Source organism: Trichococcus sp. K1Tr (assembly GCF_028309625.1).
Taxonomy (GTDB): Bacteria; Bacillota; Bacilli; order Lactobacillales; family Aerococcaceae; genus Trichococcus.
On record NZ_JAQMHR010000008.1, the window covers coordinates 12,997 to 36,547 of the forward strand.

General features: G+C 48.3%; 26 protein-coding genes. 9 read left to right on the plus strand and 17 right to left on the minus strand.

Translation table 11 applies throughout. The features are described from left to right. Nucleotides 1–119 precede the first annotated feature (119 nt). The 3 genes from PH235_RS11615 to PH235_RS11625 all read right to left on the minus strand — a co-directional run bounded on the left by PH235_RS11615 (nt 120) and on the right by PH235_RS11625 (nt 3,060). A complete protein-coding gene (locus PH235_RS11615; protein WP_272162502.1) occupies nt 120–854 on the minus strand; it encodes a LytTR family transcriptional regulator DNA-binding domain-containing protein in 735 nt (244 codons plus the stop codon). Between the two features lie 2 nt (nt 855–856). Continuing rightward, on the minus strand, nt 857–2,605 hold the full coding sequence (locus PH235_RS11620; protein WP_272162503.1) for a sensor histidine kinase: 1,749 nt from the start codon (nt 2,603–2,605) through the stop codon (nt 857–859). Nucleotides 2,606–2,721: 116 nt separating this feature from the next. Continuing rightward, entirely contained in the window at nt 2,722–3,060 is a 339-nt protein-coding gene (locus tag PH235_RS11625; RefSeq protein ID WP_272162504.1) for a thioredoxin family protein, read from the minus strand. A gap of 178 nt (nt 3,061–3,238) precedes the next feature. On the opposite strand from PH235_RS11625, the gene PH235_RS11630 reads away from it, so the two are divergent. Then, nucleotides 3,239–3,793, plus strand: a complete 555-nt coding sequence (locus PH235_RS11630) for a plasmid pRiA4b ORF-3 family protein (RefSeq protein ID WP_272162505.1) — start codon at nt 3,239–3,241, stop codon at nt 3,791–3,793. Nucleotides 3,794–3,864: 71 nt separating this feature from the next. Here the strand turns inward: PH235_RS11630 and PH235_RS11635 are convergent, their stop codons facing one another. The 3 genes from PH235_RS11635 to PH235_RS11645 all read right to left on the minus strand — a co-directional run bounded on the left by PH235_RS11635 (nt 3,865) and on the right by PH235_RS11645 (nt 7,698). Further along, a complete protein-coding gene (locus tag PH235_RS11635; protein WP_272162506.1) occupies nt 3,865–5,097 on the minus strand; it encodes an L-lactate MFS transporter in 1,233 nt (410 codons plus the stop codon). A gap of 13 nt (nt 5,098–5,110) precedes the next feature. Next, the gene (locus tag PH235_RS11640; protein ID WP_272162507.1) at nt 5,111–6,679 is read right to left on the minus strand and encodes an acyl CoA:acetate/3-ketoacid CoA transferase; all 1,569 of its coding nucleotides are present in this window, start codon (nt 6,677–6,679) and stop codon (nt 5,111–5,113) included. 83 nt (nt 6,680–6,762) lie between these two features. Continuing rightward, nucleotides 6,763–7,698 carry a nitronate monooxygenase gene (locus tag PH235_RS11645; protein WP_272162508.1) on the minus strand — a complete coding sequence of 312 codons (936 nt, stop codon included), beginning with the start codon at nt 7,696–7,698 and terminating at the stop codon, nt 6,763–6,765. A gap of 423 nt (nt 7,699–8,121) precedes the next feature. Between PH235_RS11645 and PH235_RS11650 the strand changes: the two genes are divergently transcribed. Beyond that, entirely contained in the window at nt 8,122–9,051 is a 930-nt protein-coding gene (locus tag PH235_RS11650; protein WP_272162509.1) for a LysR family transcriptional regulator, read from the plus strand. 156 nt (nt 9,052–9,207) lie between these two features. Then, nucleotides 9,208–9,441: a hypothetical protein gene (locus PH235_RS11655; protein ID WP_272162510.1), complete on the plus strand. Its 234-nt coding sequence runs from the start codon at nt 9,208–9,210 to the stop codon at nt 9,439–9,441. A 95-nt stretch (nt 9,442–9,536) separates the two neighbouring features. On the opposite strand, the gene PH235_RS11660 is transcribed toward PH235_RS11655, so the two are convergent. Then, nucleotides 9,537–9,884, minus strand: coding sequence for a hypothetical protein (locus PH235_RS11660; protein ID WP_272162511.1), 348 nt, complete (start codon nt 9,882–9,884; stop codon nt 9,537–9,539). 278 nt (nt 9,885–10,162) lie between these two features. Here PH235_RS11660 and PH235_RS11665 point away from each other — a divergent pair, with 278 nt between their 5' ends. Next, a complete protein-coding gene (locus tag PH235_RS11665; RefSeq protein WP_272162512.1) occupies nt 10,163–10,618 on the plus strand; it encodes an OsmC family protein in 456 nt (151 codons plus the stop codon). A gap of 72 nt (nt 10,619–10,690) precedes the next feature. Here the strand turns inward: PH235_RS11665 and PH235_RS11670 are convergent, their stop codons facing one another. Further along, nucleotides 10,691–11,074 (minus strand): MerR family transcriptional regulator, encoded by a 384-nt coding sequence (locus tag PH235_RS11670; protein WP_272162603.1) that lies wholly within the window; start codon nt 11,072–11,074, stop codon nt 10,691–10,693. A gap of 131 nt (nt 11,075–11,205) precedes the next feature. Continuing rightward, the gene (locus tag PH235_RS11675) at nt 11,206–12,009 is read right to left on the minus strand and encodes an HAD-IIB family hydrolase (protein WP_272162513.1); all 804 of its coding nucleotides are present in this window, start codon (nt 12,007–12,009) and stop codon (nt 11,206–11,208) included. A gap of 145 nt (nt 12,010–12,154) precedes the next feature. Between PH235_RS11675 and corA the strand changes: the two genes are divergently transcribed. After that, nucleotides 12,155–13,108: a magnesium/cobalt transporter CorA gene (gene corA, locus PH235_RS11680; protein ID WP_272162514.1), complete on the plus strand. Its 954-nt coding sequence runs from the start codon at nt 12,155–12,157 to the stop codon at nt 13,106–13,108. Here corA and PH235_RS11685 read toward each other — a convergent pair whose 3' ends face one another. Then, nucleotides 13,109–13,420, minus strand: coding sequence for a hypothetical protein (locus PH235_RS11685; protein ID WP_272162515.1), 312 nt, complete (start codon nt 13,418–13,420; stop codon nt 13,109–13,111). A gap of 24 nt (nt 13,421–13,444) precedes the next feature. Beyond that, a complete protein-coding gene (locus PH235_RS11690) occupies nt 13,445–13,588 on the minus strand; it encodes a hypothetical protein (RefSeq protein WP_272162516.1) in 144 nt (47 codons plus the stop codon). A gap of 201 nt (nt 13,589–13,789) precedes the next feature. On the opposite strand from PH235_RS11690, the gene PH235_RS11695 reads away from it, so the two are divergent. Beyond that, on the plus strand, nt 13,790–14,593 hold the full coding sequence (locus PH235_RS11695) for a Cof-type HAD-IIB family hydrolase (protein ID WP_272162517.1): 804 nt from the start codon (nt 13,790–13,792) through the stop codon (nt 14,591–14,593). A 67-nt stretch (nt 14,594–14,660) separates the two neighbouring features. On the opposite strand, the gene PH235_RS11700 is transcribed toward PH235_RS11695, so the two are convergent. Further along, the gene (locus PH235_RS11700; RefSeq protein ID WP_272162518.1) at nt 14,661–14,951 is read right to left on the minus strand and encodes a helix-turn-helix domain-containing protein; all 291 of its coding nucleotides are present in this window, start codon (nt 14,949–14,951) and stop codon (nt 14,661–14,663) included. Nucleotides 14,952–15,183: 232 nt separating this feature from the next. Between PH235_RS11700 and PH235_RS11705 the strand changes: the two genes are divergently transcribed. Beyond that, complete coding sequence (locus tag PH235_RS11705) at nt 15,184–16,623, plus strand: SulP family inorganic anion transporter (protein ID WP_272162519.1); 1,440 nt, start codon at nt 15,184–15,186, stop codon at nt 16,621–16,623. A gap of 68 nt (nt 16,624–16,691) precedes the next feature. Here PH235_RS11705 and PH235_RS11710 read toward each other — a convergent pair whose 3' ends face one another. Further along, complete coding sequence (locus PH235_RS11710; RefSeq protein ID WP_272162520.1) at nt 16,692–17,378, minus strand: CBS domain-containing protein; 687 nt, start codon at nt 17,376–17,378, stop codon at nt 16,692–16,694. Nucleotides 17,379–17,558: 180 nt separating this feature from the next. Here PH235_RS11710 and PH235_RS11715 point away from each other — a divergent pair, with 180 nt between their 5' ends. Next, complete coding sequence (locus PH235_RS11715) at nt 17,559–17,927, plus strand: VOC family protein (RefSeq protein WP_272162521.1); 369 nt, start codon at nt 17,559–17,561, stop codon at nt 17,925–17,927. Nucleotides 17,928–18,121: 194 nt separating this feature from the next. Here the strand turns inward: PH235_RS11715 and PH235_RS11720 are convergent, their stop codons facing one another. From PH235_RS11720 to chvE, 4 genes are all read right to left on the minus strand, one after another. Beyond that, a complete protein-coding gene (locus PH235_RS11720) occupies nt 18,122–18,445 on the minus strand; it encodes a PTS sugar transporter subunit IIB (RefSeq protein ID WP_108031839.1) in 324 nt (107 codons plus the stop codon). 13 nt (nt 18,446–18,458) lie between these two features. Further along, complete coding sequence (gene mmsB / locus PH235_RS11725) at nt 18,459–19,658, minus strand: multiple monosaccharide ABC transporter permease (protein ID WP_272162522.1); 1,200 nt, start codon at nt 19,656–19,658, stop codon at nt 18,459–18,461. After that, nucleotides 19,659–21,191, minus strand: coding sequence for a multiple monosaccharide ABC transporter ATP-binding protein (gene mmsA, locus PH235_RS11730; protein ID WP_272162523.1), 1,533 nt, complete (start codon nt 21,189–21,191; stop codon nt 19,659–19,661). A gap of 65 nt (nt 21,192–21,256) precedes the next feature. Further along, nucleotides 21,257–22,345 (minus strand): multiple monosaccharide ABC transporter substrate-binding protein, encoded by a 1,089-nt coding sequence (chvE, locus tag PH235_RS11735; protein WP_272162524.1) that lies wholly within the window; start codon nt 22,343–22,345, stop codon nt 21,257–21,259. Nucleotides 22,346–22,576: 231 nt separating this feature from the next. On the opposite strand from chvE, the gene PH235_RS11740 reads away from it, so the two are divergent. Next, nucleotides 22,577–23,545: an ABC transporter substrate-binding protein gene (locus PH235_RS11740; RefSeq protein WP_272162525.1), complete on the plus strand. Its 969-nt coding sequence runs from the start codon at nt 22,577–22,579 to the stop codon at nt 23,543–23,545. Nucleotides 23,546–23,551 lie beyond the last annotated feature (6 nt).

Consider the following 23,551-nt stretch of genomic DNA (forward strand, 5'->3'; position numbering starts at 1 on the left):
GTCTTTCTATGCCCTTACTTTACTGGAGAAAAAGAAACTTTTGGGTCATTTGCGCCCGAAACGACAAAACTGCAGGCTGAGTTGCACGCCTGCAGTCCTGAAATTCATTTATTTTTTGATCAGATGCCTACTTTTTCCTTAAATTCCTTCATATAAGAACGGCTGACGGGTATCTTCAAGCCGTTGCTCATCGTCAGCTGGAACGTATGGTTGAACCATGGCTGGATTTCCTTTATTTCCTTCAGATTGATGAGAAAGGCGCGATGGACCCTCAGGAAAGGATGTCCGCCAATCTTTTTCTCGAGCGCACTGAGCGGCTCGTGGATGATGTACTCCATATTTTTCGTATAGATGGTCGTTTCGCCGTTCTCGATTCCGATGGCGATGATTTCCGGGACCTGCAGCATATAGATGCGCTCGTCCATCTGGATGGGCAGCACCTGCAATCCAGTATCCTTCCGCTTCGGTGTTTCCGATTCTCCGTTCTGCTGCTTGCGGTACTGCCCGTAGGCTTTTTTGACCGCCTGTTGGATCCGTTCCAGTTCAAAAGGCTTCAGGACGTAATCGGTCGCATTCAGCTCAAACGCTTTGACGGCATAGTCGTCATAGGCCGTTGCAAAAATGATCATCGGCGGTTTCTTCAGTTTATTTATTTTGCCAGCCAGCGAGAGGCCGCTCTCGTTCGTCAGGTGAATATCCAGAAAGATCAGGTCCACCGGGTCCTCGAGCATCGTGCCCAGCGCTTCTTCGATCGAATCCGCTTGGGCGATGGCGCTCACGCCTTCGCATTGCCCCAGCAGGTAAGCCAGTTCATCCCTTGCCAATGGTTCGTCATCCACAATCAATACCCGCATACTCATCCCTGCCTTTCTTGATATGGTACCGTGCAATAGACGGTCGTTCCTGTTGGTGAAGACACGAAATGCAGTTTGGCCGATTCGCCGAACAGGCTGATCAGTCGTTTATTCAGATTTTCCAACGCCGAGCCGGTGCCTTCCTGCGATGACACGGCTTCCTTGCCCAATTTCTCCAAGCGCTTTGAATCGATGCCTTCGCCGTTGTCCCGGACGGAAATGAACACGCCATCCGGACTGCTTCTCACGTCGATCCACACCCGATTGTCCGTTTTCCGGCTGCCGAAAGCATGCTTGAACGCGTTCTCCAGCAGAATCTGAATCAGGAATGGCGGCAACAGTACCTCTTCCAATCCTTCCTCGACGGAAATGTCGACTTGGTAGCGGTCCGGGAAGCGGGCTTGCTCCAACGAACGGTAGGCTTCCACTTGCGTGAGTTCCTTCATCAACGGAATCAGGTTGGTGCGGGCGCCCTGCAGATTGGCCCGGAAAAAGTTGCTGAGTTGGATCAGCAGCTTCCGCGCCTTTTCGCTGTCCACCCGGATTAAAGCAGAGACTGTATTGATGGCGTTGAAGAAGAAATGCGGATTCACTTGAGCCTGCAAGGATTTGATTTCGGCATCCTGCAGCAGCTTGCTCTGAAGTTCGATTTCGCCCAACTCGATTTGGCTGGAGAAGATGTTGCCGAGCCCCTCCGCCAACTGCCTTTCGACAAAGGTCAATTTCGTTGCATCCGTGAAATACAGCTTCAAAGTTCCGATCGTTTTCCCCTGCGCTTTCAGCGGGATGACGAGCGCCGCTTGCAAGGGACAGCCCGGATGGTTGCAGCCGATTTCGTCATGGGAATGGACTTCCCTGATTTCCCCTGTCCGCAGCACTTCTTTTGATAATTCGGTCAATATTTCGTTCGAGGCGATGTGGTGGTCGCTGGCTGCGCCGACATAGGCCAAGATCCGATCAGTGTTCGTGATGCTTACGGCGGATACCTTCATCAATTGTTGGATGATTTTTGCCGCTTCCGTGCACGAAGCTTCGTTCATGCCGGAACGGAAATAAGGCATCGTTCGGTTCGCCAATTGGAGCACATCATGCGTCTGCACCGCTTTCGTCTGTTCGACTTGGCGCAGCGTAGAGCCGATGATGGAAAGGAAAATGCCGGTCCCCATGCTGTTGACGAGGATCATCGGAAACGCAATGAATGTCACCAGCTCCCAAGCTGCCTGAAGATTGCGGCTCAACACCAGGATGCTGAGCATCTGGACACCCTCCGTCACGGCTCCGATCATAAAACCTTCCTTTATTGTCGGATAGGCATTTTTGTGCATCGTTTTGGCGCCGTACAGACCGGAAATGAGCCCGATCAAGATGGAAGAAATCACATAAATATAGGCCTCTTCCCCGCCTTGGAAGAAACGGATGATGCCCGAGATGATGCCGACGGATGTGCCGACCAACGGCCCGCCGATCAGACCGGCGACGCCGATCGTGAGCACCCGGGTGTTCGCCAAGGACGCTCCCTCCGAAAGTTTCATCAGTACCTGGTCGGATATGATTTGATCTTGACTGATTTCAACACCTGTATAGTTCGAGATGACCGCGAATATTCCGAATACGACAATCAGCGCCACTTTGGTGCTCAAGCGTTGACGTTCGCCCAATTTGTCCCTGAAATAGTGGGTATTCATCAAAAGGTAGGCCAAGATGATGATCAGCCCGACCCGCTCCAATATCAAAATGAATAGATTAAACATGGCCGCTCCTTTCCGGAAAATGATTATCTATAGTTTACACCAGAAGCAACTAATTTGTGCACAAAAAACGATAGCCCAAGCTTTGCGCTTCAGGCTATCGTTCCTTTATCAAGCTATCAGAAGTTATCCGCAATCCGCTGGAATTGGTGATGCAGCTCGTCCATCACGACGAAGCGGGCTTCCCTCAGCATTTCCTTGCCCTCAACGAACAGCAACAAAGCCGGAACGGTGAAGACGGTGAATTCGCCCGCGACTTCCGGGATGTCATCAGCATTCGCCTGGATCGCTTTGATTGCCGGGAATTCTTCCAGCATTTCCTGCACTTGCGGTTGGACCGCGTGGCAGACGCCGCAGTTCGTCCGGGAAATGTATACGAAAGCCAGCTTATTCTCTGCGATGAAACGACGGATTTCTTCTATTGAAGTTGCTTGTTGAAAATTATTTGGATAAAACACAGGTTGACCTTCTTCCTAATTTCATTTTTCGCCATTATAGCACGCGAATCGGAATAAGTCCGTTTTGCGGATTTTGCAGCACTGTGGGAAGAAGATCCCTTTGCGCTTCGGATACCCTTCTTATTTGAACTTGCTCTATGAAAACGCTATACTGAAAATAAAAAAGGTGGTTTTTCAGATGATGTTCGAACTCAGGGTTACGCTTTTGGATGTCGGCATACCAGTCTGGCGGGATATACAATTGGATGACGACACGACTTTCTCCGATCTGCATTTCATTCTCCAAAGTGCATTCAATTGGTCCGATCTCCACCCGCATACTTTCCGGTTTGCCCAACCACATAAAGATGCATTGGCAGAAACCGATCGTCTGCGGGACCATATCCAAGGAAAAGACGATAAAATCATTTACACGTACAACATGGAAGAGAACTGGGAACATGAAATCATCCTGCAAAAAGCCTTTGAGGCGAAGGCTGACGTGCTCTATCCCCGTTGCGCGCGCGCCGAGAATCTGGCTCCTGAGGAAGACCACACCCGCCTGGACATCACCGACGGCACACTGGACCTCGCGTACAAAGATTCCGGGGAAATCGCGAAAGCGATCAATGAGGAATTGGCCTACCTGAACGTCAGTGGCCTAGGCGAAGGCCTGCCGGGGCTCGATGAGGACGAGTGGGTAGCCCTGGATGATGACGAAGATGAATGGGAAGATGACGGCGGCCATCTGTGAAAAGCTGACACCCTACAAGAAAAAGCATCCCCTGCGCTCATATTCGAGCGTAGGGGATGCTTTTTTTATGTTTATTGAGCAGTTTCTGTGATCGATTTAGTTGCTGTTTTTTTCTTGTAAACAAGATCCAGGATCAGACCTGCAGCCGCAACCACGATAGCGACATAGAAAGCTTTGGTGAAGTCACCGTTGTTCGCAGCAGCGATGCCCGCTGTTACTTTAGGTGCAACAAAAGCGGATGTCGAGTAACCGATGAACACGATGCCGTAGTTGACGCCTTGGAATTTCGGTCCGAAGTTATCCATAACCAACGATGGGAATACGCCCATCACACCGCCGAAGCATAAGCCTAAACCAATGATCCCTACTGTAAAACCGAACATGGATTTGACGAAAATAAGGATCAAGAAAGTAAGAATGATGACACTATACATGATGCTGATAGTCGTTGGTTGACCCAATTTGTCTGAGACAGCGCCCCAGATAACGCGACCCATTGTATTGCTGAGAGAATACACGCTGACATAAACGGCTGCCGCTGCTGCGGATAGCCCGAACATGGATTGTCCGATCGGAGAAGCGTTTGAAGCGATCATCAAGCCTGAGAAAGCACCCATGGCGAACATCAGGATGATCATATAGAATTTTGGATCCTGCAGCATTTCTTTCCAGTTCTTGTTTACGACCGGTTTATTCGCTGCTGCAGTAGCCGCTGCGTTCATATTTTTTGGCATATAATCTTTCGGAGCGACCTTGATGAAGAGGCTGCAAGTGAAGCTGATGATTGCATAGGCGATACCCATCCGCACGAAAGTATCGCCAACGCCGATACTTTGGATCAGTTGGTTCGCGATCGGAGCTGCGATGATGGCCGCTCCGCCCATACCTGCTGTGATCAGTCCGGAAGCCAAACCTTTTTTATCCGGGAAGAAACGAATTGTGTTACTTAGGCAGCCTGAGTAAGCGAAGCCTTGTCCGAAACCGGCCATCAAACCATAATACACGTACAATTCAGTCAAAGTCGTAGCAGTACCCGCCAAAGCAAAACCGACACCGAACAATACCGCTCCGGCCATCGTGCTCCATTTCGACCAACCTTTGTCGGTCAAGAAGCCGCCCAAGATCATCGGAATCGGCCCCAAAGCCGCGTTGATCGCGAAGGCTACCATGACCTCAGCCATTGTCCAACCTCTCGCGGCAGACAACGGTCCTGCCAACACGCTGAAAGCATAAACTGCACCCGTACACATCAAGATACCCATAGAGCTGACCAAGACAGCCCAACGATTAATTTCCTTTTTCATCAACAACACTCCCTTATTTTCCATTCGCCATGACGATGTTTTTTAGTTCTCCCCAATTTTCGCGGAACATGCCTTCGTTCATTACTTTCAGATTTTCGGCAATGACCGGTTTGAAGCCCATTTGTCCCAAAATATCTTTTTCAAGATCGACGCCAGGCGCGATTTCGATCAAGCGCAATTTGCCTTTCTCAAGGTCGAATACCGCACGTTCTGTCACATATAATACTTCCTGTTCCACTTCGGACGCGTATTCCCCACTGAAAGTCACTTGTTCGACTTCCGCTACGAATTTCTTCGCTTTGCCTTCCTGGATGATCGTCAGACGGCCATCTTTGACTTCCTGCTGTAATCCGCCGGCAGTAAAGGTTCCTGCGAACACCAATTTTTTGGCAGCTTGGGAAATATTGATGAATCCGCCGCAACCAGCGACACGGTTGCCGAATTTGGATACATTCACATTTCCGGAGGCGTCGGTCTGAGCCAGTCCCAACACGGATAAGTCCAAACCGCCGCCATCGTAGAAGTCGAATTGGGCATGGTGATCCATTATCGCTTCGCTGTTGAAGGCATGGCCGAAGTCCTTCATGCCTGCCGGAACACCGCCGATCGATCCTGCTTCGGTAGTCAACACCAATTGATCGCTGATGCCTTCTTCGGCACCGACTGTCGCGACATTGACTGGAATACCTACGCCAAGGTTCAGGACAGCCGAAGGAACCAACTCCATCGCTGCACGGCGGGCGATTACTTTACGTGCATCCAATGGAAGTGCTGTTACAGCATTCAATGGTACTTTTGTATCGCCGGAGAAAGCCGGATTGTACTCAGTGTTTTCTGTTTGGAATTGATTGCCTGGTTGTGCCACGACAATGTAGTCGACCATGATGCCTGGTACTTTTACGTCTTTAGGATGCAGCGTGCCTGCAGCCGCCAATGTTTCCACCTGAGCGATCACGATACCGCCTGAATTTTTGACAGCCTGTGCGACCGGTAGTACTTCCATGTGCAAACCTTCTTTTTCAAGCGTCAAGTTGCCTTTTTCATCGGCTACCGTTCCGCGGATCAGGCCGACATTGATCGGGAAAGTCGGGTAGAATAACCATTCTTCATTTTCGATTTCAACCACTTTGACGATGTCTTCGGTCGTGCGAGGGGAAAGCTTGCCGCCTTCCAGACGCGGATCGACAAAGGTGCGCATGCCGACTTTAGTGAACAAGCCCGGACGTTTTGCGGCGATTTCACGGTACAGTTGGGTGATGACCCCTTGCGGAAGGTTGTAGGCTTCGCATTTGTTTTCGACGATTAGGTCGCTGAGTTGCGGAGAAGCACTGACAATGCCGCCGATCCAACGTTTGATCAGACCTTCGTGGGCAAGATGGCTCATCCCTTTTGTGCGGCGATCCCCCACAGCGCTCGCGTGGATGACTGTCAGGTTGTTCGGATGCCCTTCCGCTTTAAAGCGATCTTCGATGGAAATGGCCATTTCTTCGTTCACACAGGCCAGACCGAATCCGGTCAACGCCACTGTACTGTTGTCTTTGATCAATTTTGCCGCTTCCGCAGCTGTGATTACTTTTGTCATAAGTGTACCCTCCTGTTTGCTCGTTCATTCACATAAATAAGTAAGAAAAAAGCTCAGCCTTGATCTGAGCTTTTCAGTTTTGATTAATAAGCGATCTTCAATGATGCTGCGATTGCTTCAGCATCCTTGAACAATGTTTCGATGATTTCTTTGGCAGGACGGATAGTGCGGACCATACCGGTAATTTGGCCGGCCATGACCGATCCGTTCTCTACATCGCCTTCGAATACAGCTTTGCTCAATGAGCCCAATGCCAACTCTTCCAATTCATCACGGGATGCATTGTTGTTTTCCAGTTCTTGGAATTTCGTAAGCATCTTGTTTTTGATGGAACGGACAGGCGCTCCGTTGCGGCGGCCTGTAACGATCGTAGCTGTATCATCAGCATCAAGTACCGCCTGTTTGAACGTAGCCGGAACCGGGCATTCTTCAGCGGACAAGAACAGTGTTCCTACTTGGATCCCTTGAGCACCCATCGCGTACATCGCAACGACTCCGCGGCCGTCACCGACTCCACCGGCTCCCAATACGGGGATGTTCACTGCACTGACCACTTGCGGCACTAAGCACATGGTCGTTGTTTCGCCGACGTGTCCGCCCGCTTCTGTTCCTTCAGCTACGATTGCATCCGCGCCCAAGGCTTCCATTTTTTGTGCATGTTTCACGGAAGCGACTACCGGAATGACTTTGATGCCGGCTTCTTTGAATTTCGGCATGAATGGTTTCGGTGTGCCCGCTCCCGTCGTCACGACTTTGACGCCTTCTTCAATCACGACATCAACCAATTCCGGACAATTGCGCATCATCAGCATCAAGTTGACGGCAAAAGGTTTGTCCGTCATCGTTTTGCATTTTTGGATTTCTGCACGCAATTGATCTGCTGTCATTCCGCCTGAAGCGATGATGCCGAGTCCGCCTGCATTTGAAACGGCAGAAGCGATCTCAGCCGTTGCGATCCGTGCCATCGCTCCTTGAAAAATAGGATATTCTATTCCTAGCATTTCGCATATTGTTGTCATCTGTTTTTCCTTCTTCCTTGAATTGTGAGTGATGAGTCTGCATGGTCGGCTGAAATTGCCGTTCCGCTTGCTCACCTTTTCTCTTTATAGTTGCATTATAGAATTGATCCGATTATTTGTGAAATAGTAATCTCCACCGGTTTATCATAACCATTTGGTTATATGAAATAATTAGATTTGGAATGTAAAGCTCGTTATTAGTGAGTTTATGAACAAATATAATACACCTCTTTTTTAATGGGTCGTTCTTCTTTTATACCTTTTTTGTTCTGAATAGATATCATCTCCATAACTCTTCTGTTATAATTGTGATTATTTTATCTTTCACAATCGAAAATGAGGTACAATAACGCTTGCAATTCTTAATCATTTTCCCGTATAACCATCAGTAGAACATCGCGATCGAAAGGATGACTAAAAAAAATGATGCAACAGACCACAATCATTGCCTACCTGGATGCCATCGTCAGTGAAGGGACCTTCACGCAGGCGGCAAAGTCTCTATATATTTCCCAACCTTACCTCAGCAAAACCATTACGAAACTGGAAGAGGAACTGCAAACCCAGTTGGTCGAGCGCAACCGGACGCCGATGGAATTGACCTATGCCGGCGAACGGTTCCTGACGCACATGAAAAAGATGCAGAACCAGTACGAAGATATGGTCAACGAATTGACCCTGATCACAAAGCTGAAGTACGGCCGGATCCGCATCGGTGTCCATCCGATCATGGGGTCCTTCCTACTTCCCTTGATCCTGCCGAAATTCCATGAAAAATATCCCGGCATCGTCCTGAAGATTATTGAACAGGACGCCAAAACGACGGAGATGGACCTACTGGAAAACAAAGTCGATCTCTACTTGGGCATGATGCCGATCCATAATGAACAACTTTCCTACACCGTGCTTGCGGAAGATAAATGGTGCGTCATCGTTCCGGACACGAGCCCGCTGTATCAACACGGTTTGAAGGAGATAGAAAAATTCCCTTATCCTTTAAATCTGCTGAAGAACGAAAAGTATGTGCTGACCACTTCCCAATCCGGGATCCGCAAACAGGCAAACGAATTCCTGAAGCATCTGGACATCAAAGCGGATGTCGTCATGGAATCGCAGAACATTTCAACCGCAGCAGCGCTTGCGAGAAAAGGGATGGGACTGACTTTTCTGCCGAAGAGTGCGCTAAACAACAGCGAATTGATGGACAGCTACAATATTTTTTATATCGAAACCAGCATCGTCCGCACCCGTTATTTCATCGCCTACAGCAAAGAAAAGACCCTTTCCTCAGTCGACTTGGCCATGATTGATATGGCGAAGGAATTGATGAAAGCCTACAGCGATTCCATTTAAAGATTAGCGTCTACATCAGAGAAAGATTACGCTTCATTCTTTTCGGAACCATATCATTTGGCCTTCGGCAGCAGAAGTTGTATCATCAAAGTGAGCAAAGATGCTCCTTAAAATTTGCGGACAAGAACGGACAACTTACCCATAGGAGGGGTTATGATGGATAAACTACCAAAAGATGAACACGATTCTATCGATGCCACTTGGTTAACGGAAGAACCCTATCTGGATATCATTCCCGAAGATCCCCCTCAAGAAACCGAAATCCTTTACTGCCAATGCAAAAAGCCAACGAGTGTTTATCAGGAAAGCAACGATCTTGGTCACTGGCTGAAATGCGGAGACTGCAATCGCGTCATCGAAGGTTCGTTTGAAGCGGCAAAGCCTTATTAATCCAATCGAAAAAAAACAAAAAAGGAGCAAGGGAATGCGGAATGACGCACTCACTTGCTCCTTTTTGATTTCTACTATGAAAAAAACACCAGAGATTAGTCTGGTGTTCCAACGTTTGTTGCTTTCAAGTTCTTTATATCCAAAAACTTTTGGCAGAGTTTATCCAATTCTTCTTCCATCACAGCGCTCGTCTCAGGTGAATAGCTGAGCATTTTTGCCGGATTGGATACCAGATCCAGAACGGAGTCGGGAACCACCTTGTCGCCTTCGACATGGACAGCAATCTGTGGGTAGTAGTTCGTTGTTCCGCAGCATGCTGAGACAAGATAGGCGATTTCATAATGCTCATTGCCTTTGTCGCGGATGCGGAAATAGCCATCGCCAATGAATTCCTTTTCCGGTCCGAAATTGGCCAATATCAGTTCCAAATCCTTCTTTTTCATTGAAAAAACCCCTTTTCCTCATGAATCAAACAGACGATCATTTGCTTAAAAAACGTGAACACAGGCTTGTCCTTCAACACTTGCCCGCACTTCTCCTTCAAGGATAGTATACCACTCCCAGGCTGTTTTGGACATCCACCGATTAATGGATATCAGCTCTTTTTCCGTTTCCGATTCCTCATTTGGAAGGAGTGCTTCTGTTAAGTCTATCCTGATAAGCTATGATAAAATGAAATTGTAAGCGCTGACTGAAAAATCATAGAAACGGGGTTATCCAGATGACAGAAACAAAACTATCGAAACTGAGAATCACTGGCCAATCACACCAAGGCATCACCACTACAGTAAAAGTCCGTAATCTACCTGAATTTTTTGTGGATGAATCAGAACGGATGGGCGGCGACAACAAAGGGCCGAATCCGCTGGAATACCTTTTGAGTTCGCTGGCAGGCTGCACCTCGATCATTGCCTACTATGTAGCCGAACAACAAGGGCTCTCCTACAGAGGCCTGTCGTTCACCGTTGAAGGCACCTTTGATCCGCGCGGTTTTGCCGGGGAAGATGATATCCGGACCTACTTCCAGGAAGTCACGCTCATCAACCATATCGAGACTGATGAGACCGACGAAGCCATCGAGAAGCTGGCGGCTGAAGTTGAAAGAAGATGTCCGGTCTATAACCTCATGCTGGATGCGGGCGTCGACATGTCGACCCAATGGATCCGAACCAACTAAAAAAACGCAAAAGCTCCCGTCAAACATTGCCGCTATACTGCAATGTTTGACGGGAGCTTTTTTATGCTTGCATCACTTGAATTCCCGCAGCTTGTTTTCGCTCGGAACCATGTGGCTCGTATAATTTTCGATTTTGAATGTCAGCCGATCCATTGCCTGCTGCATGACAGCGATCCGCTCCTGGAGTTCACGCTGTTGTTCGACCAACAGATCCATTCTTGCCGGAATGGTCTCTTCTCCGCTGCGGAAAAGCGCGAGATATTCGATCAAGGACTCAATCGATAAACCTGCATTGCGCATCTGGCGGCTGAAGACGATCCACTTCAGATCTTCTTCATCGAACTCACGGACCCCGTTCTCATTCCTTTTTATTGGAGGAATCAGACCGATCCTCTCATAGTAGCGGATCGTATCAGCAGACACACCCGTTTCCTCGCTGGCTTTCTTTATGTTTATCATCTCGTCCATCCTTTCGGCATCTAAACCTATCCTGACAGTTAGCTTCAGGTACATCCTACACCTTGGAGTGGACTCCAAGTCAAATAGAAACTTCGGGCAACGGGGACTTACCCCGCTTCAATAAACCTTTACCCTTGCAACGCAAGCAACTGAAGGATCGTGTGCGACACCGCATCCTCATCATTCGACCTTCCCGTGATAAAGGCCGCCGTGTCCTTGATGATCGGATAAGCATTCCGCACAGCAAAACTGTATTTCCCACTCTTCATCATTTCGACATCATTCATTCCGTCACCGAACACCATCGTTTCTTCCGGGGTGACCTGCAGCAACTCCTGCAGATGGGCGACGGTGCTGCCTTTATGCACGTTCAAATCGGTGATGTCCAGCCAGGCCTTCTCCGAAGCGACGATATGCGCGCGGTCGCAAAAATCGGCTAATTTTTCAGCAGTTTGGATGCAACGCTCTTGCATATCCCGGACCGTGATTTTTATGAAATCGTCCTCGATGGCCCCGAAATCAGCCACCGTGATCACTTTCTTGTAGGATCTCCTGACAGCTGCGGATTCTTCGGGTGACAGATCATTTTTGATCATGGCGGCTTCTTTCGTGCAGGCAATCAACGTATGCCCAAGCTGCATCTCTTCCAGTTCGCGCAGGATGTCACGGCCTGTTTGATTCTCCAACAACGATTCGTAGACGACTGCGCCGTTGCGTTTGATCCGCGAAGCACTGTCCCCCAAGATCCAAAAATCAGCGGCATCTTCGCCGAATATTTCTTCGACGCGCTCACTCTGCTTGCCGGTGCAAGGCGCGAAGACGACCCCTTTGTCCGTCATCAACTGCTTGACCTGTTTGAAAAGTTCCCTATTGAAATCCCCTTGGTTGTTCAGGAAAGTGCCGTCCATATCCGTTAAAATCAACTTGATCATCCAATGTCCTCCTTTCCGATGGTCTTCTCGCTCCCATTATCGCATATTTCTCCGCTTCTGACCGCTGAATGACCCAAAAATGGCATCGGCAGTGCATTTCCCGTATAATGAATATTGAAATCATTCGTAAAGAAGGTGCAATTATATGATAACGGTCATCGGCGTCACAGCTGACAATCTCGTCCACACAGACATCGATTTGGATACAACCGATCTGTCGTCCTACAAATGGATCTGGGCAGACTTCAATGAGCCCAGCGCAACCGAAGTAAAACATCTCGAGAAAACCTTTCGTTTCCATCCACTCGCTATCGAAGACTGCCTGCAGATACTGCAGCGCCCGAAGCTGGATTATTATGAAGATTACACGTTTTATGTGACACACCATGTTCGTGAAGAAGGCAGAGAGCTCTTCAAAGAAGAATTGGATTTCTTTGTCAGTGAAAAGCTCATCGTCACTTTTCAGCGCTCCCCTTCAAAAGAGGTCGCCTATATCCAGAAACGATTGTCGACTCACCAAAATGCCGAAAACTGGGATCCGTACTTTATTTTTTACAGAATCCTTGATCAGATTGTGGACAATTATTTCCCTTTGATCCACGCCATCGAAGACAGTCTTGTTCAACTTGAAGAGGATAACCTGAACAAAACGACAGCCGGATTCATACCTGAATTGATGGAGTCTCGACATCTCCTGTTGGGTCTGCTGCAGACCGTCAATCCGATGCGCGATCTGCTTTACCGGATGCTGAATTCACAGCATTTGAAAGGCATAAGGGAAAGACGAAGCTACTTTTCGGATATCCACGATGATCTGCTGAAGGTATCTGAGATGATTACCTCCAACCGCGAAGTGACTGCCGACATGCGCGACAGCTACCTATCACTGAATTCCCATCAGACCAATAACGTGATGAAGGTACTCACTATCATCACCTCGATCTTCTCGCCTTTGACGTTAATCGCCGGCATCTATGGGATGAACTTCGAAAACATGCCGGAATTGACTTGGAAATACGGCTATTTTTTGGCTATCGTTCTGATGTTTGGAATCGGTTTGGCAATGTATCGCTGGTTCAAGAAAAGCGGCTGGTTCTGATCACCAGCCGTTTTTCTTGTAATATGTGGCGACAGGGTGCTGCAATTCCCCTGTTTCCAGATAGATGCGGAAATCATCCACCGCGAAAAGATCACCTGGCTCAAGCAAAAAGAAATAGAGGCGGATTGGATAACGTTTGCTTTTGGCCAAAATATGATTGTTTCCAGCATAGGCATACCACCAGATCTCGAATAGCTCTGCCCCGACGGAAAACTTATCCTCCAACAGAGTAAACTCATAGCAACCTTTTCGTTCCAACAGATCGGCGACATCCAGCTTTTTTCTCCAGATTCCTTTTTGCATCAGCCTCATTTCCCTCACCCTATCCATCAGCCATCATTTTTGATTCACATGATATTTCTGCACCACGACTTGATTGCGCTTGTTCTTCCTGCCGTAGATCACGATCGCGTTCCCTTCGGTGACCTGATACAGAAAATCCAACGAATGCGCGCGGATCAGGCAATTCCCATTTTCCATATCAGTCACATCCTTTAACCTTATAATACGAACGCACGTTCTTTTTGTCAACTGTTTCCTTCTCGGAAAAACCGCTAAAGTCATTCTTTTCCTCTTGGGAATAGTAAGGAAACGTGTTAAGATGTTCTAAACATAAGCGGATGCTCAAAACTGGCGGCTCCAGCCGGAAGACTCTTGCATCCAACGAAAGGAAGATTCGCCATGCCCATCAAACTGATCGCCGTCGATATGGACGGGACATTCCTGGACAGCCGGAAAAAATTCAACAAGGAGCGCTTCGACTCCCTCTACAAACGCATGCTCGAAAAGGATATCCGTTTTGTCGTGGCCAGCGGAAACCAATACTACCAACTGCGTTCTTTTTTTCCTGAAATACAGGATAATATTGCTTTTGTAGCGGAAAATGGCGCTTTCGTCGTGGATTGCAACAAAGAGCTGTCCGTCGGCGAGATGACACAGGAGACGATTGACAAGGTGCTCCGGATCTTCAAGGAGTTGGATGCCTATTCAAAATTGGTCGTTTGCGGCAAAAACAGTGCCTATGTCGACAGTTCCGTTTCCGATTACTTTTTCCAAAATACGAAACGCTTCTATCATCGCTTGAAGCGTGTGGATTCTTTTTCCGAAATAGATGACATCATCTTCAAATTTGCATCCGGTTTCGCTGAAGAGGAAGTCCCGGCCCTCTTGGAGCACTTCGCGCGCGAAGTGGGCGATGTCGTCTCCCCCGTACCGACAGGCCACGGCTCAATCGACCTCATCATTCCCGGCATGCATAAGGCTTCCGGCATCCAACTGCTGCAGAAGTTGTGGGGCATCTCCGATGAGGAGACCGCCGCATTCGGCGACAGCGGGAATGACATCGAAATGCTGGAGCATGTGGCCTACAGTTTCGCGATGGCGAACGCAGCCGATGACGTCAAAAAAGCCGCCAAATACTGTGCCCTTTCGAACAACGAAGAAGGCGTGTTGGCTGCAATCGAACAACTGCTCGAAATGGAATGAACTAAAAAAGGAAGATGCCCCCGCCTCATACTGAAGCGGGATGCATCTTCCTTTTCTTATGTCGCTATTAAATCAAGCCTGTCAAGAAGGTCAATAATTCATACTTTTTCTCTTCCGGCATTTTTTTGATTTGAGCGGTAAGTTTCTTTTCCACCGGGCTCATTTCCGAATTGAAGAATTCCGCCACAGTCACGCCGAGAATCTCACAGATATGGTTGAGCGTCTTCAGAGACAATTTGGTTGAATTATGTTCGATGGCCGAAATGAAGGAAGGCGAGACGTCGATCTGCTCAGCCAATTCTTTCGCCGTTATTTTGTTCAGTTTACGCAATTCCTGAATGCGACTGCCTACTTCCATACTGATCCACTCCTCTTTCCCTAGATTCAACTTTGCTTTTTACATACTAACACATCTAGGTTTGAAATTTAAAGCATTTTTCACTCTTTTTTAAACTTATCATTCAAAATATACACTTATACATAAATATTTATTCCCCTGTATTCAGTTATGTGTTAATATGTTTTTTGTAAGCATGTCTAATGATTTTGAAAATCAAATTAATAACATTTTTTCGAGAAGGAAGGTATCTATGCAACAATATAAAAAAGAATGGTTCAGTAATATCAGAGGGGATATTCTGGCTGGTATCGTCGTCTGTCTGGCCCTATTCCCCGAAGTCATCGGCTTCATGATCGTCGCAGGAGTGCCACCGATCGTGGGAGTCTACGCCACTTTCTTCATCACAGCCATCGCAGCCTTTTTCGGCTCCAGCAAGGGCATGATTTCTGCTGCCGCAGGCTCCGTGGCCTTGGTGCTGGCTCATCTGGTCGCCGAATATGGAATCCAGTACCTTTTTGCCGCGACGATTCTGGCAGGTGTCCTGCAGGTCGTCTTGGGATTCCTCAAAATCGGTACCTTGATGCGTTACATTCCGAAGCCTGTCATGATCGGTTTCGTGAATGGTTTGGGGATCATGATGTTCACTTCGCAATTGGACCATTTCCAAGGCAGCCTGCTTTTGCCGCTTCTGGGACTGTTGGGAATCGCGATCATTTTCCTGTTCCCTCGAGTCACGAAGAAAATCCCTGCGCCTATCGTTGCGATCTTCGTCATCACCGCGATTGTGCTGGGCTTTGGCTTGGATGTGAAAACGTTGGGTGATATGGGCTCCATCTCTACGGATTTGCCGCGCTTCGGCATCCCGGCTGTTCCGATGACATTGGAAACTTTGCGGATCATTTTTCCAACTGCACTTTCGGTTGCCATCGTCGGATTGGTTGAGTCCTTGTTGACTGCACAATTGGTCGATGAAATCACTGAAGAGAAGAGCGACAAAAATCAGGAAACGTTGAGCCAAGGACTTGGGAATGTCGTTTCCGGATTCTTCGGCGGTATCGCCGGTTGTGGCATGATCGGTCAGACGATCATTAACTTGAATTATGGCGGCCTTGGCCGTCTTGCGACTTTCCTGTCCGGATTCTTCATGTTGTTGTCCGTTGTTCTTTTGAACGGTTCTGTCGTGCAGATTCCGGTTGTCGCTTTGGCGGCGGTCATGGTCGTTGTCTCCATCGAAACCATCAATTGGGATTCGATAAAACGCCTGCGTACGAACCCTAAAAACGAAAGTTTCGCAATGATCCTGACCGTCGCCATCGTTATCGGAACGCATAACTTGGCCTACGGTGTCGTAGCCGGCACTTTGGTCAGCGCCGTCTTCGCTGCTTTCAAAATGTCCCATCTCCATGTTGCAGCCGGGACTTCCGATGATGATCACCACTACAAAGTGGATGGCCACCTGTACTTCGCTTCCGCTGAAAAATTCCTAGATTTCTTTGCTGAAGAAATCGAACACGAGGAAGAAGTCGTCATCGACATCAGCGCCATGACTTTATGGGATTCCACTGCTGTCGAAGCGATCGACAAGCTCATCACCCGCAACAACAAACGGGGTGTGAAAACGACGCTTACCGGTGCGAATCCGCAAAGCTCGGCCCTCTTCAAACGTATTTCGATCCATAAGGAAAAATAAACGAATACATCCCACACTCTGAAACTGCAGAGAGTGCGGGATGTATTTTTTTGGATCAAAGCCTGTCTCTACACTTCCACCAAGTCAAAACGCGTGATGATGCCGAGCAGGTTTTCCGTATTTTTGCCGCTGTGCGTCACCAGCAGCGCATCGATTTTTTGGTTGTCGAATAGCGCTTCCGCCTCATAGATGGTTGCATCTTTTTTTATGAAGGCAAAATTATTTTTATTCTCGTCCAGCACAAGGATATCGCGCGCAAGCGTTCCGCTGATAGACACGGTTGCCTCATGCGCATGCTGGGACAGCCAATGCGTGATGCCGTTCTCCGTCAGCAAGCCAATCACTTTGCCGGTTCCGTCCTTGATCGGGAATTGGGTCAGGTCGGTGTTCCGGATCGTCTCGAGGACTGCGGACAATTGGGTCGTTTCCTTGAAGAACTTCACATCATCCGACTTGATGTCGAAAGCCGTCTTCGGTTTCAACAGTTGTTCATGGATTGCTTTGATCAGATTCAGGGACTCCTCGTTGACGAGCACCAGATCGCTTTGGTTTCCGTGGCTCAGGAAGTTGCGCAGATCCCCTAATATCTGGAAGTCATCCCGTTTCCTTTTCACATAGCTGTCGTAGCGCGCGGCGTTCTCCACCAACTCATAAAAGCTGTAGTAGGATTTCCCGCGATTGGGCTTGTATTCCTTGTTGAAGAAACTCTCGATGTCATTGAAATAACCCATAAATGCTTCATTATTGCTGTTCAATCGCCTTCACCCTCTCTCTTGTTGCTCTCTTTATGCTTCTATTCTAACAATTTGAAGCGGGAAATACGAATCCGAAGCCTTTCATCCAAAAACACTTGCCGCAATCGTTCCTCACGTTGGCCTCCTAATAATTCCCGACGTATAATAAGCCTATGACCGATAAGAAACGGAGGAAATGATATGACCACAGCGAATATCATGCTTTATGTAGAGGATGTGGAAGCGAATGCCGATTTTTGGAAACAATATCTCGCTTTCAAAGAAGTCGATCGCTATGACTTTGGGGATTCCATCAGCATTGTGCTGGCGGTGAACCCTATGTGCAATTTGCAGCTGTTCGACATCGATTTCATCAAAAAGAATTCACCGGAAGTGGCATCCAACAAACCTTCTTTACTGTTCGACATCTCCGATTTCGATGGATTGTATGCGCGCTTCAAGGAAAACAACGAAACGGTCGGCGAAATCATCGAAATGGGCGGCGCCCGGACCTTCAACTTCCCCGACAGGAACGGTGACTACTACGCCGTCCGGGAAACTGCTGATTAAGCCGGCCGCGCGCTCCGAACAAAGTTAAGTCAATCGGAGAACGCATGCAAAAAATACAAGCCGAACTCCGGCCAGGCCTCCGTTCACCGGAGTTGAGAGCCGAATCTTGCGTTCAGCGATATGTCATCAGGTATCCGGAAATTTCCAAATAAAGAGCCGTCTCAAGTTGAGGCGGCTCCCATACTTATTTGTGATTATTTCCCGATCAACGCAATGATCTCCTCCAGAACAGCTTCCCCGTCCAAGATCTCATAATTTTCTCTCGAAATCAGCTTGTAAGGCACCGCTTTATAGGTCAGAAAATCCTTCAACCGCGCGATTTCGTATTTGGATTGCGGTCCGATCATCAGAGCATCGATCGCTTGGCTTTGGATCGCCTGCTCCGCGATGATCGCCGGCGCGGAGTAGACGTGGATGTCCAGTCCCCTTTCATCCGCCGCATTCTGCACATTCTTCACCAGTAAGCCGGTCGTAATGCCTGCCGTACAAATCAATAAAGCTGTCTTTTGTTCGGTCATCTGCTTCAACCCCTTATGCTGCTTTCTTTTTCTTGTTGTAGATATCCAATACGACGGCCAACAACAAAATCAAACCTTTGATTGCTTGCTGCCAGTCGACACCGACGCCGAGAATGGACATCCCGTTATTCAAGACACCCATAACCAAACCGCCGACGATCGTTCCCACGATGGTGCCGATCCCGCCTGAAGTGGAGGCTCCGCCGAAGTAGACGGCTGCCATCGCATCCAGTTCCATGGAAGTACCCGCTTGCGGTGTGGCCGCATTCAGACGCGCAGCCAAGATCAAGCCGGCCAATGCAGCCATCGCGCCCATGTTCACGAATACCCAGAAAGTGATTTTTTTCGTTTTTATACCGGACAATTCTGCCGCTTTACGGTTTCCACCGGTTGCGTAGATTTGACGTCCCGCAACTGTTTTGTTAGTCAAGAAAGCGTATGCTGCTACGATGACTCCCAAGATGACCAAAATGACAGGATAACCTTGATAAGATGCGAAGATATAAGTCACACCGATCATTACTACTGCTGTCATGACTGCTTTCAGCGTGAAAGCGTTCATTGATTCCACTTCAAACAAATTGTTTTTACGTTTTTCGCGTGTGCGCCATTGCCCGAAAACGAGCGCTGCAGCAATGAGGACACCCAGGATCATCGTTAATAGATGGATACTACTGTCAGTCAAATCAGGCAGGTAGCCTGTAGAGATTTTTTGGAATATTTCTGGGAAAGGCGCCAATGATTGCCCGCCTAACACGACCTGCGTCAACCCACGGAACATCAGCAGCCCCGCCAAAGTGACAATGAAAGCCGGGATGCCGAAGTAGGCTACCCAGTAACCTTGCCAAGCGCCGATGATCGCTCCGATCGCGATGCAGATCGGCACTGCTAACCAAGGGCTGATGTTCCAATTAACCATCAAGATACCGGAGATGGCACCCACGAAAGCCATCACGGATCCAACCGAAAGGTCGACATGGCCCAACAATACTACCAACAACATACCCGCAGCCAGAACCAGAATGTGGCTATTCTGCAGCACGATGTTCGTGATGTTCAACGGTCTCCAGAAGATGCCGTCCGTCATGAGCTGGAAGGCTAGCAACAAGCCGATTAAAATGATTACCATACTGTATTTGCTGAAAATATCAAGCGCCTTTGTTTTTAGATTCATCGTTTGCTTTTCTTTTTTTATGCCATTCGTCGTTTCCATCTATAACACACCCTCTTCTTCCCTAGTCATTAGATTCATCAGTGATTCTTGGTTTGCATCTTTCCGTAGAACCTCACCCGTGAATTTGCCGTCATTCATCGTGTAGATGCGATCGCACATCCCCAAGATTTCCGGCAACTCGGAAGAGATGATGCAGACACATTTGCCCGCAGCCGCCATTTCCTCGATGATCGTGTAGATCTCGAATTTGGCACCTACGTCGATCCCTCGTGTCGGTTCATCCAGGAACAAAACATCCGGTTCTGTCATCAGCCATTTCGCCAGAACGACCTTCTGTTGGTTCCCTCCACTGAGGCTGCTGACTTTTTGGTAAATCGAGCTCGTCTTCGTCCGCATTTTTTTGCGGTATTCTTCGGCTATCTGGACTTCCTTTTCTTTGTCCAAAATGCCCTGCTTGCTGATCTTCCCTAAGCTTGCGATCGTCGTGTTCTCGCGGATATCCATCAAAAGATTCAATCCCAGTGCTTTCCGGTCCTCGGATACATAAGCAAGCCCGTTTTCGATGGCAGCCGGCACATCCTTGACCGAAATCTCTTGTCCTTCTTTAAAGACTTTTCCGGAAATGTTGCTGCCGTAGGAATGTCCGAAAACACTCATCGCGAATTCCGTCCGGCCTGCCCCCATCAATCCCGCGATCCCGACGATTTCGCCTTTGCGGATATTGAAATTGATCTTATCATTCATGACGCGGTGCGCATCAATCGGATGATGGACCGTCCAATCCTTCACTTCAAAGTAGACGTCACCGAGGTTCGGATGGCGTTCAGGGTAACGGTTGGTCAAGTCCCTTCCGACCATGCCGCGGATGATGCGTTCCTCGTTGATGGCTTCCTTTTCCAGCGTTTCGATCGTTTTACCGTCCCGCAGAATGGTGATGCGGTCGGCCACATTGACGATCTCGTTCAACTTATGGGAAATGATGATAGAAGTGATCCCTTGCCTTCTGAATTCCTTGATCAGCTCCAACAGATTGGCACTCTCTTCCTCATTCAGTGCGGCTGTCGGTTCATCCAAAATCAACAGGCGTACCGATTTAGAGAAAGCTTTCGCGATTTCGACCAATTGCTGCTGCCCGACCCCAATCTGGGAAACGAGCGTATTGGGATTCACTCTCAAACCGACTGTCTTCAGCAGATTGGTTGTCTTCTTTTCCGTCAGATCCCAGTCGATGATGCCGTGCTTTGCCTGTTCATTGCCCAGGAAAATATTTTCACTTACGGACAGATATGGGCTTAGCGCCAACTCCTGGTGGATGATGACGATGCCTTCATTTTCGCTGTCCTTCAGATTCTTGAATTTGCAGGGCTCGCCGTTGTAGACAATGTCCCCCTCATAGCTGCCGTATGGATACAATCCGCTCAACACATTCATCAGCGTTGATTTCCCTGCGCCATTTTCACCGCATAGGGCGTGGATTTCCCCACGCTCGATTTTTAGATTCACATCGCTTAATGCCCGGATGCCAGAAAATTCTTTGACGATATTCCGCATCTCCAATATATAATCCGCCATAATACCTCTCCTCTATGGAAGAGACTTCCTTCTCTACTCCAAGGAAGTCTCCATTATTCACATTTTTATAGGTCTAAATCTTCTTCAGAATAGTAGTCTGTATCGATCAATTCCGCTTGATAATTTTCTTTGTCCACTGAGACCGGATTAGCCAAGTAAGTCGGTACGATTTTCACGCCGTTGTCATACGTTTCCGTATCGTTTACAGGCACTTCTTCCTCATTGAAGATCGCTTCGATCATTTCGATTGTGTTTTGAGCCAAGATGCGCGTATCCTTGAAGATGGTCTGCGTCTGTTCACCGGCAATGATCGATTTCACGCCAGCTTGCGTTCCATCCTGACCAGTGATGACCGGTAATGGTTTTTCGGCCGAACCGTAACCTACGCCTTTCAAGGAAGAAATGATCCCCAAGCTGATCGGATCATAAGGAGACAAGACTGCATCCAAGGTTTTATCTGTGTAATTCGCGCTCAACAAGTTGTCCATCCGTGCTTGTGCAGTCGATCCGTCCCAACGCAGCGTTGCGATCTGGTTGAACTTCGTTTGTTCGGAAGGGATGACCAATTGGCCGCTGTCGATGTATTGTTGGAACACGGACATCACACCGTTGTAATTGATCAAGGCGTTGTTGTCGTCCGGAGAGCCTCCGAACAATTCGATGTTGTATGGGCCTTCGCCTTCACTCAAGTTCAGCGCATCTTCGATGTAGGAAGCTTGCAGCACGCCGACCCCGAAATTATCGAAAGTTGCATAATAGTCCACGTGTTCGGAATTCATCAACAAACGGTCGTAAGCGATGACTTCGATGCCTTCGTCCGCTGCTTTTCCCAGCACATCCGTCAAAGCGGATCCGTCGATCGAAGCGATCACTAAAACATCCACACCTTTTGTGATCATGTTTTCGATCTGCGCCACCTGGTTTTCCACTTTGTCCTCACCGTATTGAAGGTCCGTCTTATAGCCCAGTTTCTCCAACTCTGTAACCATGTTGTTGCCGTCCGCGATCCATCTCTCCGCTGACTTCGTAGGCATCGCGATTCCGACATAACCGCTTTCTCCGGTTGATGCGTCACCACTTCCGCAAGCGCCTAAGACCACGGCTGATAGTAACGTTGTTGCTGTGAGCAAACTTTTCTTCCAATTGAATTTCATTCCGAATTCCTCCACTGCTGTTTTATTTGATATACGTATTGTACCCCTATCAGATACCGCTTACATTCACTATCTTTTCCAGTTTCTTGATATTCTTACTGATTTGTATCCGTTTCCATAGGGATTTTTTCCGATTTTCTTTGTTTTTTTTCGAAGGCCCCAGAAACTGTGCTAAACTATTCGATGGCAGCGTTTTATTTACTGCATAATATAGGAAGGAGTTTTCCAGTCATGAAATATTTATTACGTTTGCTCTTATTCCTCTTCCTGATGGCTGGCTGCACAAATGCTCCGAATACAGAAGAAGATGCGGCGAACATCGTCGTCGGATTTTCGCAATCCGGAACGGAGAGCAATTGGCGCAAGCGCCACACAGAATCAATCAGAGAAGAATTGGCTAAAGAAGGCTACGAAGTGCTGTACAGGAACGGCTTCATGAATCAAGACCGCCAAATCCAAGATATGCGTACCTTCATCGCCTATAAAGTGGATATGATTGTCTTCACGCCGATCGTGGAAGACGGTTGGGATGCTGTTCTGTTGGAAGCTAAAGCTGCTGGCATTCCCGTCATCGTTGTAGACCGCCATATCCGCACAACAGAAGATAATCTTTATTTGACGCACATCGGTTCCAGCTTCAAGGCTGAAGGCAATCGAGCGGGACTCTACATCACTAATCATTTCCAAAACAGCTCCCAGTCCTCCGTGAAGATCCTGGAAATGAAAGGGCTTGCGAATACTTCGCCGACTCATTTCCGCAGCGAAGGGTTCATGGAAGTGATCAGCCGCGATTCGCGGATATCCATCGCCGCCTCCTTGGAAGGGGACTTTATCCGTTCCAAGGCGAAGGATGTTTTCCGGAAATACATCGAGGAGAACGGCTGGGAAGACATCGATGTCCTTTACAGCCATAACGATGAGATGACGCTGGGCATGTTGGAAATCATGGAAGAAAACGGCATCGTCCCCGGTCAGGACATCCTCATCGTCACAATCGATGGCCAAGCGGAAATGATCGAGAATCTGCGCGCCGGCAAGGTCAATTGCGTCGTCGAATGCAACCCGAACGCCGGCTGGTATGTCCGCAACACCATCAAGCGTTATTTGAACGGCAATCCCATCCCGGAGGAAATATACATGCCCGAAACGGTCTTTTCCGATAAAGGGAACCTCGACAGCATTCCGCCAAGGGAATATTAGGAGGCA

Bases quoted from the DNA above. Each gene is read 5' to 3' on its own strand.
- PH235_RS11615 (WP_272162502.1), bottom strand. From the start codon at position 854: ATGCGGGTATTGATTGTGGATGACGAACCATTGGCAAGGGATGAACTG.
- PH235_RS11620 (WP_272162503.1), bottom strand. From the start codon at position 2,605: ATGTTTAATCTATTCATTTTGATATTGGAGCGGGTCGGGCTGATCATC.
- PH235_RS11630 (WP_272162505.1), top strand. From the start codon at position 3,239: ATGATGTTCGAACTCAGGGTTACGCTTTTGGATGTCGGCATACCAGTC.
- PH235_RS11635 (WP_272162506.1), bottom strand. From the start codon at position 5,097: ATGAAAAAGGAAATTAATCGTTGGGCTGTCTTGGTCAGCTCTATGGGT.
- PH235_RS11640 (WP_272162507.1), bottom strand. From the start codon at position 6,679: ATGACAAAAGTAATCACAGCTGCGGAAGCGGCAAAATTGATCAAAGAC.
- PH235_RS11645 (WP_272162508.1), bottom strand. From the start codon at position 7,698: ATGACAACAATATGCGAAATGCTAGGAATAGAATATCCTATTTTTCAA.
- PH235_RS11650 (WP_272162509.1), top strand. From the start codon at position 8,122: ATGATGCAACAGACCACAATCATTGCCTACCTGGATGCCATCGTCAGT.
- PH235_RS11655 (WP_272162510.1), top strand. From the start codon at position 9,208: ATGGATAAACTACCAAAAGATGAACACGATTCTATCGATGCCACTTGG.
- PH235_RS11660 (WP_272162511.1), bottom strand. From the start codon at position 9,884: ATGAAAAAGAAGGATTTGGAACTGATATTGGCCAATTTCGGACCGGAA.
- PH235_RS11665 (WP_272162512.1), top strand. From the start codon at position 10,163: ATGACAGAAACAAAACTATCGAAACTGAGAATCACTGGCCAATCACAC.
- PH235_RS11675 (WP_272162513.1), bottom strand. From the start codon at position 12,009: ATGATCAAGTTGATTTTAACGGATATGGACGGCACTTTCCTGAACAAC.
- corA (WP_272162514.1), top strand. From the start codon at position 12,155: ATGATAACGGTCATCGGCGTCACAGCTGACAATCTCGTCCACACAGAC.
- PH235_RS11685 (WP_272162515.1), bottom strand. From the start codon at position 13,420: ATGAGGCTGATGCAAAAAGGAATCTGGAGAAAAAAGCTGGATGTCGCC.
- PH235_RS11690 (WP_272162516.1), bottom strand. From the start codon at position 13,588: ATGGAAAATGGGAATTGCCTGATCCGCGCGCATTCGTTGGATTTTCTG.
- PH235_RS11695 (WP_272162517.1), top strand. From the start codon at position 13,790: ATGCCCATCAAACTGATCGCCGTCGATATGGACGGGACATTCCTGGAC.
- PH235_RS11700 (WP_272162518.1), bottom strand. From the start codon at position 14,951: ATGGAAGTAGGCAGTCGCATTCAGGAATTGCGTAAACTGAACAAAATA.
- PH235_RS11705 (WP_272162519.1), top strand. From the start codon at position 15,184: ATGCAACAATATAAAAAAGAATGGTTCAGTAATATCAGAGGGGATATT.
- PH235_RS11715 (WP_272162521.1), top strand. From the start codon at position 17,559: ATGACCACAGCGAATATCATGCTTTATGTAGAGGATGTGGAAGCGAAT.
- PH235_RS11720 (WP_108031839.1), bottom strand. From the start codon at position 18,445: ATGACCGAACAAAAGACAGCTTTATTGATTTGTACGGCAGGCATTACG.
- mmsB (WP_272162522.1), bottom strand. From the start codon at position 19,658: ATGGAAACGACGAATGGCATAAAAAAAGAAAAGCAAACGATGAATCTA.
- mmsA (WP_272162523.1), bottom strand. From the start codon at position 21,191: ATGGCGGATTATATATTGGAGATGCGGAATATCGTCAAAGAATTTTCT.
- chvE (WP_272162524.1), bottom strand. From the start codon at position 22,345: ATGAAATTCAATTGGAAGAAAAGTTTGCTCACAGCAACAACGTTACTA.
- PH235_RS11740 (WP_272162525.1), top strand. From the start codon at position 22,577: ATGAAATATTTATTACGTTTGCTCTTATTCCTCTTCCTGATGGCTGGC.